The following is an 18,280-nucleotide window of genomic DNA, read 5'->3' as shown; positions in this document are numbered from 1 at the left end:
GACGATGCCTTTGCAGATGAACCGCAAACCCTTCATCACCGCCGCCATTACCGGCGCGGGCCTGACCCAGGACAAAAGCCGCCTGGTGCCCCGCTCGCCCGCCGAAATCGCCGAGGCCGCCATCGACGCCGCCCGGGCGGGGGCGGCAGTGGTGCATTGCCACGTCCGCGACCCCGAAACCGGCGCGCCCTGCCGCGACCGGGCACTGTTTCGCGAGGTGACCGACCGCATCCGCTCGTCCGAGGTGGATGTGGTTCTGAACCTGACCGCCGGAACGGGGGGCGACCTGACCTTTGGTGACCCGGAAACGCCGATGGACCTGGACGCGGCCAATACCGACATGATCGGCGCCACCGAGCGCATGGCCCATATCCGCGACTGCCTGCCCGAGATCTGCACGCTGGATTGCGGCTCGATGAACTTTGGCGATGGCGACTACGTCATGACCAACACGACCAACATGCTGCGTGCCATGGGCGCGATGATGACCGAACTGGGCGTGAAGCCCGAGATCGAGGCCTTCGACACCGGCCACCTGTGGTTCGCCAGCCAGCTGGTGAAGGAAGGGGTGCTGGCAGATCCGGCCCTGGTGCAGCTGTGCATGGGCATTCCCTGGGGCGCGCCCAACGACCTGAACACCTTCATGGCCATGGTCAACAACGTGCCCGCGGGCTGGACCTGGTCGGCCTTCTCGCTGGGCCGGGACGAGATGCCCTATGTCGCCGCCGCCGCCCTGGCGGGGGGCAATGTGCGCGTCGGGCTGGAAGACAACCTCTATCTTGAACGCGGGGTCATGGCGACCAATGCGCAGCTGGTGGAAAAGGCCGTGACGATCCTGGATGGCCTCGGCGCCACGCCCATGGGTCCGCAAGAGGTGCGCGACCTGCTGGGCCTGGTGAAACGCGACATGCCGGTGCCGGCATGAGCGGCGGGGCGAAGAAGGCCGCGATCATCGGCGGCGGTGTCATCGGTGGCGGCTGGGCCGCGCGCTTTCTGCTGAACGGCTGGGACGTGGCGGTCTTCGATCCCGACCCCGAGGCGGGCCGCAAGATCGGCGCGGTGCTGGACAATGCCCGCGCCTCGCTGCCCGCGCTCTATGACCGCCCGCTGCCGCCCGAAGGCCGACTGACCTTCTGCGATACCCTGGCCGAGGCCGTGACAGGCGCGGACTGGGTGCAGGAAAGCGTCTCCGAACGGCTGGAACTGAAACAGAAGGTTTATGCCGAGATCGCCGGGCATCTTCCCGAGGGGGGCTTCATCGCTTCCTCGACTTCGGGGTTCAAGGCCTCGGACCTGGCGGCCGAAGGTGCGCCGGTCGTGGTGGTGCATCCCTTCAACCCGGTCTATCTGCTGCCCCTGGCCGAGATCAGCGGAGCGGAAGAGCTGCGCGCCAAGGCCCTGCCGGTGGTCCAGGCCATCGGGATGTATCCCCTTGTCCTGAAGACGGAAATCGACGCCTTCATCGGCAATCGCCTCCAGGAGGCCGTCTGGCGCGAGGCGCTGTGGATGCTGAAGGACGGCATCGCCACGACCGAGGAAATCGACGAATCCATCCGCATGTCCTTTGGCCTGCGCTGGGCGCAGATGGGCATCTTCGAGACCTACCGGATTGCGGGCGGCGAGACCGGCTATGCCAATTTCCTGGCGCAATTCGGCCCCTCGCTGAAATGGCCCTGGACCAAGTTGATGGATGTGCCCGATCTGGATGACGATCTGATCGCCAAGATCACCGACCAGTCCGAAGCGCAGTCGGGGCACCTGAGCATCCGCGAGCTGGAGCGCCTGCGCGACGACAACCTGGTGGCCATCCTGCGCGGCCTGCGCCGGACGGGCAGCGGGGCCGGGGGCGTGATCCTCGCCCATGAGGACAGCCTGGCCACCGGTGGAGAGATCGACGGCCTGCCCGTCACCCTGCGCCGCGCCGTGCCCGTCACCTGGACCGATTACAACGGCCATATGAACGAGGCCGCCTATCTGGAACTGGGCACCTGGGCCACCGACGGGCTGATGCAACTGGTGGGGGCGGATGCCGCCTATATCGCCAGCGGCAAGAGCTATTTCACCGTCGACACCCGCATCCGCTATCTGGACGAGGTGCACCGCGATGCGGTCCTGACCGTCACCACCCAGGTGCTGGAGGGCGAGGGCAAGAAGATGAAGCTGTTCCATCGGGTGCTGAAAGAGGACGGGACCCTGGCGGCGACGTTGGAAACCCTGCTGCTGCACACTGACCTGACCACCCGCCGGGCCTGTCCGCCAGAGCCCGCCGTGGCCCAGGCGCTGGCGGCCCTGGCCCTGGCCCATGCGGGCCGCGACGCCCCCGGCGCGGGCGGCGCCGTGGGCACACGCAACTGACAACCGGAGAAGACCCATGTCCCCCGAAGAACGGAAAACCCGCGAAGAGCTGGCCGCCTGCTATCGCCTGGCGGCGCTGCATCGTCTGACCGACCTGATCTATACCCATATTACCGCCCGCGTGCCGGGCGAGGAGGGGCATTTCCTGATCAACCCCTACGGCTGGCGATGGGAGGAAATCACCGCCTCATCGCTGGTCAAGATCGACGTCGAGGGCAACAAGGTGGACGGCAGCCCGCACCGGGTGAACCCGGCGGGTTTCACCATCCATTCGGCGGTGCACATGCATCGCCACGATGCGGCCTGGATCATGCATACCCATACCCGCGCCGGTGTCGCGGTGTCCTGCATGGAAGAGGGTCTGCTGCCGCTGAACCAGATCTCGCTGCAATTCCACAACCGCACCGCCTACCACGATTTCGAGGGGATCGCCCTGGACCTGGAAGAGCGCGAACGGATCGTGGCCGACTTCGGCGCGCATCCGGTGCTGGTGCTGCGCAATCACGGGCTGATCGCCACGGGGCGGTCCGCGGCCGAGATGTTCAGCAACATGTTCTACCTGGAACGCGCCTGCGAGATCCAGGTGGCGGCGCTGTCCACCGGGCGCCCGCTGCGAATGGTGGACGAGGAGATCGCCACGCGGGTTCATGGCCAATACGTGCAGATGAACGAGGAAGACGGCGACCTGGCCCTGGAATGGGCCGCACACCTGCGCTCGATCGAGGGGCTGGGCAGCGATTACCGGGGCTGATGCCCGGGGCACGCCTGCAAAGGGCAGGGGGCGTGGCCGTCAGACCGCGCCCCTTGTCGTCGTCAGTATCCGGCGGCGCGGTCCACCGCATAGGTCAGGGGCAGGCCGTCGCGGGCCTCGCGCGCGCTTTGCAGCAGCTGGCGGGCCACGGCACGGTCGGTGGCGGCGCTGGCCACATGGGGGGTGATGCGCAGGGCCGGGTGCTGCCACAGGGGGTGGTCGCGGGGCAGGGGTTCGTCGCGCAGGACATCCAGCGTGGCACCCGCCAGATGCCCCTCGGCCAGAAGCGCCAGCAGATCCGCCTCGACCAGATGTTCCCCGCGCCCGATCTGGACCAGCCAGCCGCCCGGCGCCATGCGCGCCAGCAGCGCCCGGTCCAGCACGTCGCGGGTGGCCGAGGTCAGCGGCAGGACGTTGATCAGGAATTCGGCCCCCTCGGCGGCGCGGGGCAGGCTGTCGTCGCCGTGCAGGTAGCGCACCCCGGGCAGGGGATCGTCGGGCGCCCGGCGCACCGCCACGCGCACGTCAAAGCCAAGCGCGGCGATGGCCCGGGCCACCGCGCGGCCCATGCTGCCCCCGCCCAGCACCGCGACCTGCACATCGCCGGGGCGACGCAGGGGCAGTTCCTGCCAGACCCCGTTCCGGGCGTTGGCCGCCATCTGCTCGAACCGGCGCTCGACGTGCAGCACCTCGTGCAGGGCGAAACCGGCCATCTGCATGGCCTGGTCCGGGTCGCGCACACGGCAGACCGGCAGCCCCTCGGGCAGGCCGGGATGGGTCAGCAGGGCGTCGACACCGGCGCCCACGCCCATGGCGAAGCGCAGGTTGGGGTAGGGGGCGAAGGCCCGGGGCCCCGGCTGCCAGCAGAGCGCAAAGCGGATCTCTGCCGGGTCGGTGACCGCGCGTGGCTCCAGCAGCTCGATCCCTTCGGCACCAAGCGCGGCCAGGGCCGGGCCGTAATGCGCCGAAAGGTCGTGGCTGTCCGAAAGGTAGACCCCGCGCATCGTCGTCTCGGTGGGCATCGCCTGTCTCCTGGTCATCGTCGTTGCCCGGCTTATCCTTGCCCGGCAGCACAAGTTCAACCGAGGGCCGTCTGGTGCCCCCGCACGGCGGCGCGGGTCGGCCTTTAAATCAGCAAAGAAGAAAGGGTTTCCCTTGAAACAGGTCACACTTCGCGCCCCCGGCGGGCTGGACAACCTGGTCGTGCAAGAGGCCGCCGCCCCGGCGGCGCCGGGCGCGGGCGAAATCACCCTGCGCCTGCGCGCCAGCTCCTTGAACTACCACGACTACCGCGTCTGCGCGGTGGAAGGGGCGCTGCCCGACGGGCGCATTCCCATGGCCGATGGTGCCGGCGTGGTCGAGGCCGTGGGCCCGGGCGTGACCGATCTGGCCCCCGGCGATCATGTGGTCTCGGTCTTCTTCCCCGACTGGCAGGAGGGCGACGACCGGCCCAGCAGTTTCGTCACCACCCCGGGCGACGGGCGCGACGGCTACGCGCGCGAGGCGGTGACGCTGTCCGCCACCTGGGTGACCCGCGCCCCCGAGGGCTGGAGCCATGAGGAAGCGGCGACGATCACCACCGCCGGGGCAACCGCCTGGCGCGCGCTGGTGGTGGATGCGGGCCTCAAGGCCGGGGACGTGGTGGCGGTGCTGGGCACCGGCGGCGTGTCGATCTATGCGCTGCAACTGGCCAAGGCCATGGGGGCGCGGGTCATCGCCACCTCCTCCTCGGACGCCAAGCTGGAGCGGCTGCGGGAACTGGGCGCCGATCACGTCATCAACTACCGCAAGACCCCCGACTGGGGCGCCGAGATGCAGCGTCTGACCGGCGGGCGCGGCGTCGATATCGTGGTCGAGGTCGGCGGCCCGGCGACCCTGGCGCAATCCATCGTGGCCGGGCGCCCCGGTGCCCATATCGCGCTGATCGGCGTGCTGACCGGACGCGCGGGCGAGGTGCCGACCGCGGCGCTGATGGCGAAGCAGCAGCGCCTTCAGGGGCTGATCGTCGGTTCGCGCCAGCACCAGCTGGATTTCGTCCGCGCCCTGAACGTGCTGCCCCTGCGGCCGGTGATCGACCGCAGCTTTGCCCTGACGGAGCTGGCCGAGGCCTTCCGCTATCAGGAAAGCGGGGCGCATTTCGGCAAGATCTGCGTGACGATCTGATCCGGCAGGACCCCTGGTGGCAGCGCAATCAAGTGCTGCCGCCTCCGGCCGATACGACGGCGCGCGCTTTGCTGGCCGCGCCCCTTGTCCGGGCGGGAAGCGCAAGACAGAGGTTTGATTACTGCTGTTCATTCACTGCCCGCCATCGCGTCACCCTAGCCCCTTTGCGGCAGGGCTGTTTGCGCCTTGCGGATCCGCTGGTCGGGGCGGGCGCTGGATCATGTTCAGGCGGTTGCAGTCTGCTTTGGCGGCGGGCTGAGGCCGCAACCATCCATGGAAACGCAGAGGCAGACTATGACCTGAACTGGCAGGGATAAGCCCGGCGCGCTCGTCGTTCGCCCGTTGCGACTTGCGCCTTGGCGCGAACCGACCCGCGTCTTCTGGATGCTTTCGGGCATCAGTTTCTCCTGTCGCTTGAACTCTGGGGGTCTGATTGCCGCGATGGGAACTGTCACGCTGAAGAGGCGCTAATGCGCGCGCTGGACTGGCGGCACCTGAAAAGAGCGCACGTGTCCCACGCGCCTATCCTGCATGGGACACAAGGGTGCCCAATGCTCTGTAACGCATGGAGATTTTCGTGGAAAATGGAGCGGGCGACGGGAATCGAACCCGTATCTCTTGCTTGGAAGGCAAGGGTCTTACCATTACACAACGCCCGCAGACCGGCCCCCTTCCTATTGGATCGGATTCTGGCGGTCAAGATCCCCCCTTACCCGGTGGTGCCGCCTCGGCGCCATCGAGGCGCCTCGGCGGCGGGGCGCGGTTCGCCCCGGTGGTGCGGCTTGGTTGGCTTGGGTCTGTTCCGGGCTCTTGCGTTTGTTTTCGGCCCGTGCGGGGCCGAAGCCTCCGGCGGGGATATTTCTGGCAATGAGAAACGTAAGGGGGTGGCCCCTGAAAGCCCCGATCGCCCCCCGGCTGAGATCTGGGCCAACGGCGGCGCTGGCACCCTTGTTGGCGGACTTGGCAGCCGGGGGAGGGCTGGGGCTTTGGGGTGCATCGCCCCTCTTTTCTCATTGCCAAAAATATCCCGGGGAGAATTGAGCCGCAGGCTCAAGGGGGGCAGAGCCCCCTGCCGCCTGCCTGGATAGCAAAAGGCCCGCCACGAGGGGCGGGCCTTTCGGGTGTCAAAGGGCGCTGGACGCCTTAGAGCTTCTCGAGCAGCTCGGGCACGGCGTCGAAGAGGTCGGCGACCAGGCCGTAGTCGGCAACCTGGAAGATCGGCGCCTCTTCGTCCTTGTTGATCGCCACGATGACTTTCGAGTCCTTCATCCCCGCGAGGTGCTGGATCGCCCCCGAGATGCCGACGGCCACGTAGAGCTCGGGCGCCACGACCTTGCCGGTCTGACCCACCTGCCAGTCGTTCGGCGCAAAGCCCGAATCGACCGCCGCGCGCGATGCGCCCACGGCGGCGCCCAGCTTGTCGGCCAGTTTCTCGATCAGCGCGAAGTTCTCTTCGGACCCCACGCCACGGCCACCGGAGACGACGATGCCGGCCGAGGTCAGCTCGGGGCGGTCCGAGGTCGCGACCTTGTCTTCGACCCAGCTCGACAGGGCCGGATCGGCGGCGGCGGCGACGCTTTCCACGGGCGCCGAACCACCGTCACCGGCGGCGTCGAAGGTCGAGGTGCGGAAGGTGATAACCTTCTTTTCATCCTTCGACTTTACGGTCTGAATCGCGTTGCCGGCATAGATGGGACGCTCGAAGGTATCGGCGTCGACCACGGCGGTGACGTCAGACAGGATCATCACGTCCAGCAGGGCGGCGACGCGGGGCAGGATGTTCTTCGCATCCGTCGTGGCGGGGGCCACGATGTGCGAATAGTCCGCGCCCAACGAGGCGACCAGGGCCGAGACGGGCTCGGCCAGGCGGTGGCCGTAAAGGGCGTCCTCGGCGACCAGCACCTTGGCGACACCGACGATCTTGGCGGCCTCTTCGGCGGCGCCCTGGGCGCTTTCGCCGACGCACAGCACGGTCACGTCGCCCAGGGTCGCGGCGGCCGAGACGGCCTTGGCGGTGGCATCCAGGCCCAGGGCCCCATCGGTGATTTCAGCAAGCAGAAGAACGGCCATTACACGATCCCCTTCTCTTTCAGTTTCGCCACCAGCTCGTCGACCGAGCCGACCATCTCACCGGCCTGACGGGCCTCGGGCTCGGCGGTCTTGAGCACTTCGAGCCGCGGCGCCGGATCGACGCCCAGATCCGCGGGCGTCTTCTCGTCCAGCGGTTTCTTCTTGGCTTTCATGATATTGGGCAGCGAGGCATAGCGCGGCTCGTTCAGGCGCAGGTCGGCGGTGACCACGGCGGGCAGTTTCACGCTGATGGTTTGCAGACCGCCGTCCACCTCGCGGGTGACCTTAGCCGCGTCGCCCTCGACGGTGACGGCGCCGGCGAAGGTCGCCTGGGACCAGCCCAGCAGGGCCGAGAGCATCTGGCCGGTGGCGTTCATGTCGTTGTCGATCGCCTGCTTGCCGGCGATGACCAGCTGCGGCTGTTCCTCGTCGACGATGGCCTTCAGCATCTTGGCGACGGCCAGGGGTTCGATGTCGGTATGCACATCATCGGCGGCGACCACCAGGATGGCGCGGTCGGCGCCCATGGCCAGCGCGGTGCGCAGGGTTTCCTGCGCCTGCTTCACGCCGATCGACACCGCGACGACCTCGGTCGCCACACCCGCCTCTTTCAGACGGATCGCCTCTTCAACGGCAATCTCGTCGAACGGGTTCATCGACATCTTCACATTCGCAAGATCGACACCGCTGCCATCGGGTTTGACCCGCGCCTTGACGTTGTAATCAATGACCCGCTTCACGGGCACGAGGACTTTCATGGCTCACTCCTTCTCGACCGGGACGGGACCGCCCCCTGACGGAGCCCCGTGGTAAAGCGCCCGCCGACGCCGTTCAAGTAGAATGTTGACAGTTGACAGGTAGCGAGGCATCGCCTTAGATCGGGCCAAGAGAGGGAGGAAGATTGACGCCATGACTGACAAGCTCGGGGGCCCGGCCGGGTCCGGGTCCTTTCAGGATCTGTCGGATCGCCGCAAGGCGCTCAAAGCGCTGGTGGCCGAAGGAAATGCGGCCCTGCTGCCGGGGGCGGCGAACGCTCTGACCGCCCGCATCATCGAGGATCTGGGGTTTCGCGCCGCCTATCTGACCGGGGCGGGGCTGACCAACACCCATCTGGGGATGCCGGATCTGGGCATCGTCACCGCCAGCGACGTGGTCGAGACCACCAGCCGGATCAGCGATGTCTGCCAGCTGCCGCTGATCGTGGATATGGATACGGGCTTTGGCAATGCGCTGAACACCTATACCACCGTGCAGCGGCTGGAACGCGCGGGTGCTGCGGGGATTCAACTGGAAGATCAGGTCTTTCCCAAGAAATGCGGCCATTTCTCGGGCAAGGATGTGGTGCCCCTGGACGAGATGCTGGGCAAGCTGAAGGCCTGCCTGGATGCCCGCCGCGACAGCGACACCCAGATCATCGCGCGCACCGATTCCCGCGCCGTGCTGGGCTTCGACGCGGCGATCGAGCGCGCCCATGCGATGATCGAGGTGGGCGCCGACATCATCTTCGTCGAGGCCCCCGAAACCCTGGAAGAGATCCGCGCCATCGGCCAATTGCCGGCGCCGCAGCTGATCAACCTGGTGGTCGGCGGCCGCACCCCGATGGCGGGGCTGGACGATCTGAAAGAGGCCGGTTTCTCGCTTGTGCTCTATGCAAATGCCGCGCTTCAGGCTTCAGTGAAGGCGATGCAGGAGGTGTTGGGCTCGTTGAAGGAACACGGCTCCTTGCAGGAAGTCTCCGACCGGCTGGCCGAGTTCACCGAGCGCCAGCGCATTGTCGGCAAACCGGCCTTTGACGCGTTGTCCGACCGTTACGAAGGCGCCTGAGCGGGCGAGGCGTGATGCAACTGAAAGAGATACCGGCCCTGTTCATGCGCGGCGGCACGTCCAACGCGCTGGTTTTCCTGCGCGAGGATCTGCCCGCCGATGCCGGGGCGCGGGATGCGATGATCCTGTCGGCCATGGGCTCGCCCGATCCCTACGGGCGGCAGCTGGACGGGATGGGCGGGGGGATTTCCTCGCTGTCGAAGATCTGCATCCTGGCCCCGCCCAGCCGGGCCGATGCCGATATGGACTATACCTTCGGCCAGGTCTCGGTGGGGGCGGCTGTGGTGGATTACGGCGGCAATTGCGGCAACATGAGTTCCGCCGTGGGCCCGGCGGCCATCGACCTGGGGCTGATCCCCCCGCCGCCTGACGGCCAGACCACGGTACGCATCCACAACACCAACACCGGCAAGATCATCGCCGCCCATTTCCCGGTCCGGGGGGGGCGGCTTGATCCTGCCGGGGACCTGGCCATCGACGGGGTGGCGGGAACGGCGGCGCCGATCCGGCTGGCCTTCCTTGATCCGGGCGGCACCAGGACCGGGGCGCTGCTGCCCACCGGGCGCGCGGTCGAGACCCTGACCCTGCCCGACGGCCGCGCGGTCCGCGCCAGCCTGGTGGATGCGGCGAACCCCTGCGTCTTCGTCGCCGCCGCCGATCTGGGCAAGACCGGCACCGAGGATCCCGAGGCGTTGGAGGCCGACGCGGGGTTCATGGCCGCGATGGAGGCGATCCGTTGCGCAGGCTCGGTCCAGATGGGGCTGACCGCCGATCTGGCCGCCGCTGCCGCCCTGCCCAGCATCCCCAAGGTCGCCATCCTGGCCGCGCCGCAGGACAGCCGCACCCTGGCGGGGGCGGTGTTGCCCGCGGGCGAGGTGTCGATCCTGGTACGCATGATCTCGATGGAACGGCCGCACCGCGCGGTGCCGATCACCGGATCGGTCTGCCTGGCCCTGGCCTGTCGCACACCCGGCACCCTGGCGGCCGAGGCCTGCACCTCGACCGAGGGGCCGATCACCATCGCCCACCCCTCGGGGACCATCCTGGTGGACGGCGAGGTCGACACCAGCGGCGCTGTGCCCCGCGCCCTCAGCGGCTCGGTCTTCCGCACCGCGCGCAAGCTTTTCACCGGCGTGGTGCATTACACCGCGGAGGGGTGAGGGCGTTCCGACATTGCGACCAAGACAACAGGGCCGGTCATTGACCGGCCCTGTTGTTGTTTCGGCGGTGCTGCTTGGCCTTCTTGATCCTGGAAACGCAGAAGGGGCGGCCCGAAGGCCGCCCCCTGAATTTCTTCGAGCCGTCGCTTACGCCTTCACGTAATCCGCGGCACTTTCGCCGGCCAGCTTGCCGAAGACCGAGCCGGACATCAGGCCGGTGCCGCCGGGGTAGTTCTCGTAGAAGAGGCCGCCGATCAGCTCGCCCGCGGCATAAAGGCCGGGGATCGACTGGTCGGTCATGTCCTGCACCTCGCCCTTGGTGTTGATCTGCAAACCGCCGAAGGTGAAGGTGATGCCGGTGGTGCAGACATAGGCCACATAGGGCGGCTGGTTGATCGGCAGGGCCCAGTTGGTCTTGTTGGGCTCCAGCCCCTGGGTGGTCACCCCGTCCAGCACCGCCGGGTTGTAGTCGCCGCCCTGGCAGGCGTCGTTGTATTCCTGCACCGTCGCGGCCAGCTTGGCGGGGTCGAGGTCCAGCTGTTCGGCCAGCCCTTCGATGGTGTCGGATTCCGCCTTGGTCACCTCCTTGATCCGGTATTCGTCGCGCAGCTTGTCGACGGTCTGCTGGTCGAAGATCTGGATCGCGGTGCGGTTCGGCTGGGCCATGATTTCGCGGCCGTATTTCGCATAGGTCAGGTTGCGGTAGTCCGCGCCCTCGTCGACGAAGCGTTCGCAGTCGGTGTTGACCATGATCCCCAGCGGATAGGAATGCTTCTGGAAGTTGTCGAGGATCCAGCGGTCGCCATAGGGCGGGGCGGAGATGTCCCATTCGCAGGCATGGCAGGACGACCAGTTGCCATAGGGCTTGGCGCCGATGTCCAGGGCCATCTTGATGCCTTCGCCCATGTTGTGGCGCGTGCCACGCACCCGGCACAGATCCCAGCCGACGCCCAGGTAGCGCACCCGCCATTCGGGGTTGGATTCAAAGCCGCCGCTGGCGATGATCACGGCCTTGGCGGTGATTTCCCCATAGCCTTCCTTGGTGCGGGTCTTCACCCCGGTCACGGTGCGGTCATTGTCTTGCAGCAGGCCGATGGCGGCGGTGCCATAGCGGATCTCGATGCCCAGCTTGCCCGCCTCGGCCAGCTCGGCCTCGACAAGGCCCGCGCCGCCGCCGACCGCCTCGATGTTCACGCCGCCGTAGAAATGGTGCTTGCCCTCCACCAGGTAGGACTGGCGCCCGAACATCGGCACGAAGCGGATGTTGTGACTGCGCAGCCAGCCCATGGTCATGCGCGAGCGGTCCACCAGCAGGTTGGCCAGATCCTCGTCACACTGATAGCGGGTGACCTCGCGCATCTGGTCCATGAAGAATTCGCGGCTGTGCGGCGGCAGCACGATCATCTCGCGTTCGCTGTCCGACAGGTCGGTCAGGATGTCGTCGGTGACATCGTCCAGCCCCTCATGGGCAAAGCGGAAGCCACCGGCGGTGAAGTAGGAGTTGCCGCCTTTCTCTTCCTCGGGCGCGCGTTCCAGGACCAGGGTCTTGGCCCCGTTTTCATGCGCCGACAGGGCCGCACACAGGGCCGCATTGCCGCAGCCCACGACGATCACATCGTATTCACTCACGTTCAGTCTCCTTTGGTCGTTTGCCGCGTCGCGCGGCGTCAGGGGGCGCAGCGGGCCCGGCCGCGCCAGGGCGCGGGGCGGGCGGGCTGCAAATCTGGGGGTCAGCCGCCGAGGTAGGCCCGGCGGACGTGTTCGCTGGCGGCCAGCTCGGCGCCGCTGCCGCTGAGGGTGATGGCGCCGCTCTCGATGACATAGGCGCGCTGGCTCAGGCGCAGGGCCATGTTGGCGTTCTGCTCGACCAGCACGATCGAGATCCCTTCCTCGCGGTTGATCTCTTCGATGATCTTGCCGATCTCCTGCACCCGGATCGGTGCCAGCCCCAGCGAGGGTTCATCCAGCAACAAGAGCTTGGGTCGCGCCATCAGGGCCCGACCGATGGCCAGCATCTGCTGCTCGCCCCCGGACATCGAGCCCGCCATCTGGGTGCGCCGCTCGCGCAGGCGGGGGAAATAGGCATAGACCCGTTCCATGGTGCGCGCGATCTCGTCCTTGTCGGTCTTCAGATAGGCGCCCAGTTGCAGGTTCTCTTCGACGCTCATCATCGGGAAGACGCGGCGGCCCTCGGGGGACAGGGTGATGCCCATGGCCACCATTGCCGGCGGCGCCTTGCCCGAGATCTGCGTGCCGCCAAAGGTGATGCGGCCCTTGTCGGGCGGGGTCAGCCCCATGATGGCGCGCAGCGTGGTGGTCTTGCCTGCCCCGTTCGAGCCGATCAGGGCCACGATCTCGGCCTCGCCCACCTCCAGCGAGACATCGCGCAGCGCCGAGCGCACGCCATAGCTCACGTCGATATTCTCAACACTCAGTCTGGTCACGACACCACCTCCGTTCCGAGGTAGGCCTCGATGACTTTCGGATTGTTGCGGATCTCGTCGGGGCTGCCCGCGGCGATCAGCTCGCCATGGTCCAGCACGATGATCCGGTCGCAGATGCCCATGACCAGGCGCATGTCGTGTTCCACGATCAGCACGCTGGCCTGGCCGCTGTCATGGATGCCCCGGATCAGCGCGCCCATGGCCAGGCTTTCCTCGGGGTTCAGCCCGGCGGCGGGCTCGTCCATCATGATCAGCTTCGGGTTCGAGGCCAGGGCCACGGCCACGCCCAACCGGCGCTGGTCGCCATAGGGCAGGGCGTCGGCCAGTTCCCCGTGCACATGGGCGATGCCCACCTGTTCGAGGATCTCCATGCAATGGGTGCGGGTCGCCGCCTGGGCCCGGGCCGAGGCGCGGGTGCCCAGAAGCGAGCCCAGGAAACTGTCCTGGCTGCGCACGAAGGCGCCGCGCACGACGTTTTCCAGCACCGTGGATTTCGGAAAGACGCTGGTCGCCTGATAGGTCCGCGCCAGGCCCATCTGGACGATGTCGCAGGTGCGCCGCCCGATCAGGTTCTCGCCCTCGAAGGTGATTGCGCCGCCCGAGGCGGGCAGGGTGCCGCTGACCACGTTGAAACAGGTCGTCTTGCCCGCCCCGTTGGGGCCGATCAGGCCGACGACCTCGCCTTCCTCGACGGTAAAGGACATCTCCTTGATGGCCTCCAGCCCGCCGAAGCGCTTGCTCATCTTGTCGACGTTGAGAAGGGTCGTCATTTGGCACCCCCGATCCGCATCAACCGGCCAGGCAGCGAGATCAGCCCGCCGGGCATGATGCGCAGCACGACGATCATGATCGCGCCGTAGATGATGTGTTGAAGGCCTTCGAAATCGCGCAGGAATTCGGGCAGGGGCGTCAGGAAGGCCGCGCCCAGTACAGCGCCCCAGAACAGAGAGCGCCCGCCCACCACCAGCATGGTGATATAGGCCACCGAGTTATGGAATGTGAAGGTGTCGGGCGAGATGAAGCGGATGTAATGGGCCATCAGCGCGCCCCCCAGCCCGGCGATGCCAGAGCCGATGGCGAAGGCGATCACCTGGTAGCGCGCGGTGTCGATGCCGCAGGTTTCCGCCAGGTTGTGGTTCTGTTCGATGGCGTTGAAGGCCCGCCCGAAGGTCGAGCGGTTCAGCGCCCAGACAAACAGCAGCACCGCAAGGAACATCGCGAAGGCCAGGTAGAAGAACATCGGGCGCGGGCCGAAGCTGATCCCGAAAAGCGAGATCGCCTTGATGCCGATCAGCCCGTTGGCGCCATTGGTCAGGCTGGACCAGTTCAGCGCCAGCAGGGTGAACATCTGGCCGAACAGGAAGGTCACCAGCACGAAGTAGACGCCGCGCAGCCGCAGGATCACCGCGCCAAGGGCAGCGGCCAGGGCCGCGGTCATCAGCGTCGCCAGAACCAGCGACAGGGCGGGCGGCAGGTTCAGCCGCATCGAGATCAGGGCGGACATATAGGCGCCCAGCCCCGCGAAGGCGGCATGGCACAGCGACAGCTGGCCGACCGAGTAGATCACCCACAGGCTGAGCGCGAAGATGCCGCTGAGCAGGGTCAGGTTGGCGATATGCACGTAGAAGAGGTTGGGCAGCAGACCGGGCGCAAAGCCGGCCGCGACACAGGCCGCGGCGACCAGACCCAGGCGCAGCCAGAGCGCGCCGGGGCGGCCCGTGATCTCTGCATCCGGTGCGTTTTCGTTGAGAATAGTCACTTAGGCCTCCTTGCGCCCCATAAGCCCAGAGGGGCGGATCAGCAGAATGGCGATGACGAGACCCAGTTCGAGCATGTCGGCGACGACAGACCCCAGGAAGGTCGCGCCGTAGCTTTCGATCATGCCCAGAAGCAGCCCGCCAAGGACCGCCCCGGGGATCGAGCCGAGCCCGCCCAGGATCACCACGATGAAGGCCTTCAGCATCGGCGCGGTGCCGACGAAGGGCGACACCGAGAAGACCGGCGCCATCAGCACGCCTGCCACGGCGGCCAGGGCCACGCTCATCCCGAAGGCGAAGGGGAAGATGCGTTCCACGTCGATCCCCTGGATCAGCGCCGCTTCCTGGTCCTGGGCCACGGCACGCATGGCGCGGCCGGTGCGGGATTTCTGCATGAAGAGCCAGAAGAGGCCGATCACCAGGGCGGCGGCCAGGATGACGAAGATCCGCGACCACGAGAAGACCACGGGGCCCACGTGCACCAGGCCGCTGACGACGTCGGGCATCGGGCGCGGCGAGGCGCCAAAGAACATCAGCGCACTGTTTTGCAGCACCACCGAGATCCCCAGCGTGGCGATCATCCCGGTCAGCTCATCCGTGCGCAAGGGCCGGATCAGCAGCCATTCGATGATCGCCCCGGCAATGCCGACAACGGCGATGGCAATCAGGATGGTCAGGGCGAAGGGCAATTGCCATTGCGCATAGGTGAAGAAGGCGACGAAACTGCCGGCCATGTAGAATTCGCCATGGGCGAAGTTCACGATCCGCATGATCCCGAAGACCAGCGTGAAACCGATCGCCATCAGCGCATACATCATGCCGATGACAAGACCGTTCACCCCGGATTGCACCAGGAGGGTCAGAATATCCATTTGAAGTCTTCCGTTTGGACGGGTCGGCGGCGGCACGCGCGTCTGCGCGCGCCGCCGCGCCAGGGCTTATTCGCAGGCGTCGACGGTGCAGGTGGCGACGACCTGGGCCACGCCCCCGGTCACCTGGCCGATCGCATAGGGCACCGATTGCTGGCGCGTCGTGCCCCACCAGTCCTCACCGATCCAGCTGACCACGCCCGCTGGGCCTTCGAAGCCGGTGATCTTGGCCATTTCGGCGACGATGGCGTCGCTGTCCTCGATGCTGCCCGCGGCCTTCATGCCTTCGAACACCATCTGGATGTTGGAGTAGAACAGCGGGCTGAAGGCGTTCATGTTGCCGCCATAGGCCGCGACATAGCGCTCTTGATAGGCTTGGACCGAGGGCAGGCTGCCGTCGAATTCCATGTGCACGTAAAGGCCTTCCGAGGCCTCGGGGCCGGCCACCGCCAGGATGTCGTGGGTGGCGTCGCCGCCGGTCCGGATGATGTTGCCGTCAAAGCCCAGCTCGCGCAGCTGGCGCACCAGCAGGCCCGCGGTCTGCGGCGGGCTGCCGTCCAGCTCGAAGGTGTCGATCCCCTGGGCCAGCAGGCGGGTCAGCAGCGGCACGAAGTCCACCCGGCCGCGTTCGTAGAACTCGACCGCCGAGGCATCGGCGCCCGCTGCCTCATAGGCCGAGGAGATGTCGTTGGACATCGACTGGCCGGTTTCGTCGTTGGGGAAGAGCGAGCCCACCTTCTTGGCGCCCAGCCCGTTGACCACCCAGTTGATCTGCGGCGCGGCATAGACCTGCGTCGGCAGGATGGCGCGGTAGCTGTAGGGATGTTCGGGCGCCGCCGCGATCGGGGTGAAGCCGCCGGTGATGGTGATCTTCTTGTTCTCGGTCGTGGTCGGCACCAGCGCCGCCAGCGGGGCAGAACCCAGCGGGCCGACGATGAAGGCGGCCTCGTCCTCGTAGATCAGACGGTTGACGGCGGTCAGCGCGTCGTTCGGGTTGTAATGGCTGTCATAGGCGGCGATCTCGACCGTATAGGTGGTGCCCCCCACTTCGAGCCCGCCTGCGGCGTTCACGTCTTCGACCGCCAGTTCCAATGCGCCCTTCATGGCCGCGCCCCAGGCGGCGCCGCCGCCCGACAGGGGGGCCACAAGGCCCACCGTCATGGTCTCGGCGGTGGCGGTAGAGGCCAGGGCGATTGCCGAGACTCCAAGGGCCAATGCAGAAAGTTTCACGTTATTCCTCCCTCTATGAACTCGCACGCCTCCCAACGCGCGATGCCGGATTTGTGGCATACGAATCTTAGCCACGTCAACTGTTGACACTTAACACGCTGCCGGGTCAATCCTAAAGTCAACTGTTGACACTCTGCGGCGCAGCCCGCAAGTTGACGTCACAAGGATGGAGGAGATCATGCTCGAATATGGGCTGTTTATCGGGGGGTCGTGGTCGGCCCCCCTGTCGGGACGTGCGTTCGATGCGACGAACCCGTTTACCGGCGAATGCTGGGCCCGGGTGGGCGAGGCCGATGCACGTGACGTGGACCGAGCCGTGGCCGCCGCCACCGAGGCGCAGCCGGGCTGGGCCGCGACCAATGGCGCCACCCGCGCCGCGATCCTGCACCGGATCGCCGATGTGATCACCGAAAACGCCAAGCAGATGGCGATCTTCGAAAGCACCGACAACGGCAAGATCATCCGCGAGACAGAAAGCCAGATGCTGTTCGCGGCCCGGCTGTTCCGCTTTTACGCGGGCTATGCCGACAAGCTGTTCGGCAGCACCATCCCCCTGGATGGGCCCTCTGTCCTCGACTACACCACCCGCGAGCCCTACGGGGTGGTGGCGCTGATCACCGCCTGGAATTCGCCCATCACCCTGCTGTGCAACAAGCTGCCCGCGGCGCTGGCGGCGGGGAACACGGTGGTGGTGAAACCCTCGGAACATGCGTCGGTCTCGACGCTGGAGCTGTGCAAGCTGTTCCAGGCGGCGGGCCTGCCCGAGGGGGTGGTGAACGTGGTCACCGGCGCAGGCCCCACGGGCGCGGCCCTGGTGGCCCATCCCGGCATCGCCAAGGTCAGCTTTACCGGCAGCCCGGCTGTGGGGCGCAAGATCGCGGCCACGGCGGGCGAGCATCTGAAACCCGTCACGCTGGAGCTGGGGGGCAAATCGCCCAACATCATCTTCGACGATGCCGACCCCGAGGCCGCCACCGTCGGCGCCCTGGCCGGGATCTTCGGCGCCACCGGCCAGACCTGCGTCGCGGGCTCGCGCCTCTTGGTGCAGCGCGGCCTTTATGACGAGATCGTCCGTCGCCTGGCCGAGCGCGCCCGCGCCATCCGCCTGGGGGACCCGCTGGATCCAACCTCGGAAATGGGCACCGTGGCCAACCGCCCGCAGTTCGACCGCATCCTGGCCTCGATCGACGCCGCCCGCGCGGCAGGCGCGCGGCTGATCACCGGCGGCGGCGCAGCGACGGGCGATCATCTGGGCAAGGGCCTGTTCGTGCAGCCCACGATCTTTGCCGATGTCGATAACGCGATGGAGATCGCCCAGGCCGAGATCTTCGGCCCGGTGCTGTCGATCCTGCCCTTCGACACCGAGGAAGAGGCGGTGCGCATCGCCAACGACATCCCCTTCGGCCTGGCCGCCGGCATCTGGACCCGCGACATCTCGCGCGCCATGCGCCTGGTGCCGCAGATGAAATCCGGGGTCGTCTGGGTGAACACCTACCGCGTGGTTGCCGCGCAGGCCCCCTTCGGCGGCACCAAGGAAAGCGGTTTCGGCCGTGAACGCGGCGAACAGGGGATCATGGAATTCACCACGTTGAAGAACGTGATGATCGACTACTCGGATCAGACCCGCGACCCCTTCGCGATCAAGAACTGACCCGCA

At 67.1% G+C, this 18,280-nt stretch carries 16 protein-coding genes and 1 tRNA gene; 7 read left to right on the top strand and 10 right to left on the bottom strand.

Features of this window, described 5'->3' with window-relative positions:
• Window positions 1–4: 4 nt before the first annotated feature.
• Genes bcoG through ACRARE_RS20025 form a run of 3 tightly spaced genes read left to right on the top strand, consistent with a single transcriptional unit; the run spans window position 5 to window position 3,106 of the window.
• Entirely contained in the window at window positions 5–925 is a 921-nt protein-coding gene (bcoG, locus tag ACRARE_RS20035; protein WP_432658248.1) for a 3-dehydrocarnitine:acetyl-CoA trimethylamine transferase BcoG, read from the top strand.
• Window positions 922–2,355, top strand: a complete 1,434-nt coding sequence (locus ACRARE_RS20030; protein WP_432658247.1) for a carnitine 3-dehydrogenase — start codon at window positions 922–924, stop codon at window positions 2,353–2,355. The genes bcoG and ACRARE_RS20030 overlap by 4 nt, the downstream gene beginning before the upstream one ends.
• Window positions 2,303–3,106 carry a class II aldolase/adducin family protein gene (locus ACRARE_RS20025; RefSeq protein ID WP_432658246.1) on the top strand — a complete coding sequence of 268 codons (804 nt, stop codon included), beginning with the start codon at window positions 2,303–2,305 and terminating at the stop codon, window positions 3,104–3,106. Before ACRARE_RS20030 ends, ACRARE_RS20025 begins: the two co-directional genes overlap by 53 nt.
• Window positions 3,107–3,168: 62 nt before the next feature.
• Here the strand turns inward: ACRARE_RS20025 and ACRARE_RS20020 are convergent, their stop codons facing one another.
• A complete protein-coding gene (locus ACRARE_RS20020) occupies window positions 3,169–4,128 on the bottom strand; it encodes an NAD(P)-dependent oxidoreductase (protein WP_432658245.1) in 960 nt (319 codons plus the stop codon).
• A gap of 133 nt (window positions 4,129–4,261) precedes the next feature.
• Between ACRARE_RS20020 and ACRARE_RS20015 the strand changes: the two genes are divergently transcribed.
• A complete protein-coding gene (locus tag ACRARE_RS20015; RefSeq protein WP_432658244.1) occupies window positions 4,262–5,269 on the top strand; it encodes a zinc-dependent alcohol dehydrogenase family protein in 1,008 nt (335 codons plus the stop codon).
• 585 nt (window positions 5,270–5,854) lie between these two features.
• Here ACRARE_RS20015 and ACRARE_RS20010 read toward each other — a convergent pair.
• The 3 genes from ACRARE_RS20010 to ACRARE_RS20000 all read right to left on the bottom strand — a co-directional run bounded on the left by ACRARE_RS20010 (window position 5,855) and on the right by ACRARE_RS20000 (window position 8,097).
• Window positions 5,855–5,928 (bottom strand) — tRNA-Gly (locus ACRARE_RS20010).
• 484 nt (window positions 5,929–6,412) lie between these two features.
• Window positions 6,413–7,339: an electron transfer flavoprotein subunit alpha/FixB family protein gene (locus ACRARE_RS20005; protein WP_432658243.1), complete on the bottom strand. Its 927-nt coding sequence runs from the start codon at window positions 7,337–7,339 to the stop codon at window positions 6,413–6,415.
• Window positions 7,339–8,097, bottom strand: a complete 759-nt coding sequence (locus ACRARE_RS20000) for an electron transfer flavoprotein subunit beta/FixA family protein (RefSeq protein WP_432658242.1) — start codon at window positions 8,095–8,097, stop codon at window positions 7,339–7,341. Before ACRARE_RS20000 ends, ACRARE_RS20005 begins: the two co-directional genes overlap by 1 nt.
• 151 nt (window positions 8,098–8,248) lie before the next feature.
• Here ACRARE_RS20000 and ACRARE_RS19995 point away from each other — a divergent pair, with 151 nt between their 5' ends.
• Together ACRARE_RS19995 and ACRARE_RS19990 are read left to right on the top strand one after the other, a co-directional pair.
• Complete coding sequence (locus tag ACRARE_RS19995; RefSeq protein WP_432658241.1) at window positions 8,249–9,163, top strand: isocitrate lyase/PEP mutase family protein; 915 nt, start codon at window positions 8,249–8,251, stop codon at window positions 9,161–9,163.
• 14 nt (window positions 9,164–9,177) lie between these two features.
• The gene (locus ACRARE_RS19990; protein WP_432658240.1) at window positions 9,178–10,323 is read left to right on the top strand and encodes a 2-methylaconitate cis-trans isomerase PrpF family protein; all 1,146 of its coding nucleotides are present in this window, start codon (window positions 9,178–9,180) and stop codon (window positions 10,321–10,323) included.
• 147 nt (window positions 10,324–10,470) lie between these two features.
• Here the strand turns inward: ACRARE_RS19990 and tcuA are convergent, their stop codons facing one another.
• The 6 genes from tcuA to ACRARE_RS19960 form a co-directional block, all read right to left on the bottom strand.
• Window positions 10,471–11,952, bottom strand: coding sequence for an FAD-dependent tricarballylate dehydrogenase TcuA (tcuA, locus tag ACRARE_RS19985; RefSeq protein WP_432658239.1), 1,482 nt, complete (start codon window positions 11,950–11,952; stop codon window positions 10,471–10,473).
• A 101-nt stretch (window positions 11,953–12,053) separates the two neighbouring features.
• Window positions 12,054–12,767 carry an ABC transporter ATP-binding protein gene (locus tag ACRARE_RS19980; RefSeq protein WP_432658238.1) on the bottom strand — a complete coding sequence of 238 codons (714 nt, stop codon included), beginning with the start codon at window positions 12,765–12,767 and terminating at the stop codon, window positions 12,054–12,056.
• The gene (locus ACRARE_RS19975) at window positions 12,764–13,537 is read right to left on the bottom strand and encodes an ABC transporter ATP-binding protein (protein WP_432658237.1); all 774 of its coding nucleotides are present in this window, start codon (window positions 13,535–13,537) and stop codon (window positions 12,764–12,766) included. The genes ACRARE_RS19980 and ACRARE_RS19975 overlap by 4 nt, the downstream gene beginning before the upstream one ends.
• Window positions 13,534–14,526, bottom strand: coding sequence for a branched-chain amino acid ABC transporter permease (locus ACRARE_RS19970; RefSeq protein WP_432658236.1), 993 nt, complete (start codon window positions 14,524–14,526; stop codon window positions 13,534–13,536). Before ACRARE_RS19970 ends, ACRARE_RS19975 begins: the two co-directional genes overlap by 4 nt.
• Entirely contained in the window at window positions 14,527–15,396 is an 870-nt protein-coding gene (locus ACRARE_RS19965; protein ID WP_432658235.1) for a branched-chain amino acid ABC transporter permease, read from the bottom strand. It lies immediately after the preceding gene.
• Between the two features lie 66 nt (window positions 15,397–15,462).
• Window positions 15,463–16,623 carry an ABC transporter substrate-binding protein gene (locus ACRARE_RS19960; protein WP_432658234.1) on the bottom strand — a complete coding sequence of 387 codons (1,161 nt, stop codon included), beginning with the start codon at window positions 16,621–16,623 and terminating at the stop codon, window positions 15,463–15,465.
• Window positions 16,624–16,801: 178 nt separating this feature from the next.
• Between ACRARE_RS19960 and ACRARE_RS19955 the strand changes: the two genes are divergently transcribed.
• Window positions 16,802–18,274: an aldehyde dehydrogenase gene (locus ACRARE_RS19955; RefSeq protein ID WP_432658233.1), complete on the top strand. Its 1,473-nt coding sequence runs from the start codon at window positions 16,802–16,804 to the stop codon at window positions 18,272–18,274.
• Window positions 18,275–18,280: the final 6 nt, after the last annotated feature.

Origin of the sequence: Pseudooceanicola aquaeponti (assembly GCF_050897975.1) — a bacterium.
Classification (GTDB): Bacteria; Pseudomonadota; Alphaproteobacteria; order Rhodobacterales; family Rhodobacteraceae; genus Pseudooceanicola.
This window is presented reverse-complemented; position numbering and strand designations above follow the sequence as displayed.

Bases quoted from the DNA above. Each gene is read 5' to 3' on its own strand.
- ACRARE_RS19965 (WP_432658235.1), bottom strand. From the start codon at position 15,396: ATGGATATTCTGACCCTCCTGGTGCAATCCGGGGTGAACGGTCTTGTC.
- ACRARE_RS20005 (WP_432658243.1), bottom strand. From the start codon at position 7,339: ATGGCCGTTCTTCTGCTTGCTGAAATCACCGATGGGGCCCTGGGCCTG.
- ACRARE_RS20030 (WP_432658247.1), top strand. From the start codon at position 922: ATGAGCGGCGGGGCGAAGAAGGCCGCGATCATCGGCGGCGGTGTCATC.
- ACRARE_RS20020 (WP_432658245.1), bottom strand. From the start codon at position 4,128: ATGCCCACCGAGACGACGATGCGCGGGGTCTACCTTTCGGACAGCCAC.
- ACRARE_RS19955 (WP_432658233.1), top strand. From the start codon at position 16,802: ATGCTCGAATATGGGCTGTTTATCGGGGGGTCGTGGTCGGCCCCCCTG.
- ACRARE_RS19995 (WP_432658241.1), top strand. From the start codon at position 8,249: ATGACTGACAAGCTCGGGGGCCCGGCCGGGTCCGGGTCCTTTCAGGAT.
- ACRARE_RS20025 (WP_432658246.1), top strand. From the start codon at position 2,303: ATGCGGGCCGCGACGCCCCCGGCGCGGGCGGCGCCGTGGGCACACGCA.
- ACRARE_RS19990 (WP_432658240.1), top strand. From the start codon at position 9,178: ATGCAACTGAAAGAGATACCGGCCCTGTTCATGCGCGGCGGCACGTCC.
- ACRARE_RS20000 (WP_432658242.1), bottom strand. From the start codon at position 8,097: ATGAAAGTCCTCGTGCCCGTGAAGCGGGTCATTGATTACAACGTCAAG.
- bcoG (WP_432658248.1), top strand. From the start codon at position 5: ATGCCTTTGCAGATGAACCGCAAACCCTTCATCACCGCCGCCATTACC.
- ACRARE_RS19975 (WP_432658237.1), bottom strand. From the start codon at position 13,537: ATGACGACCCTTCTCAACGTCGACAAGATGAGCAAGCGCTTCGGCGGG.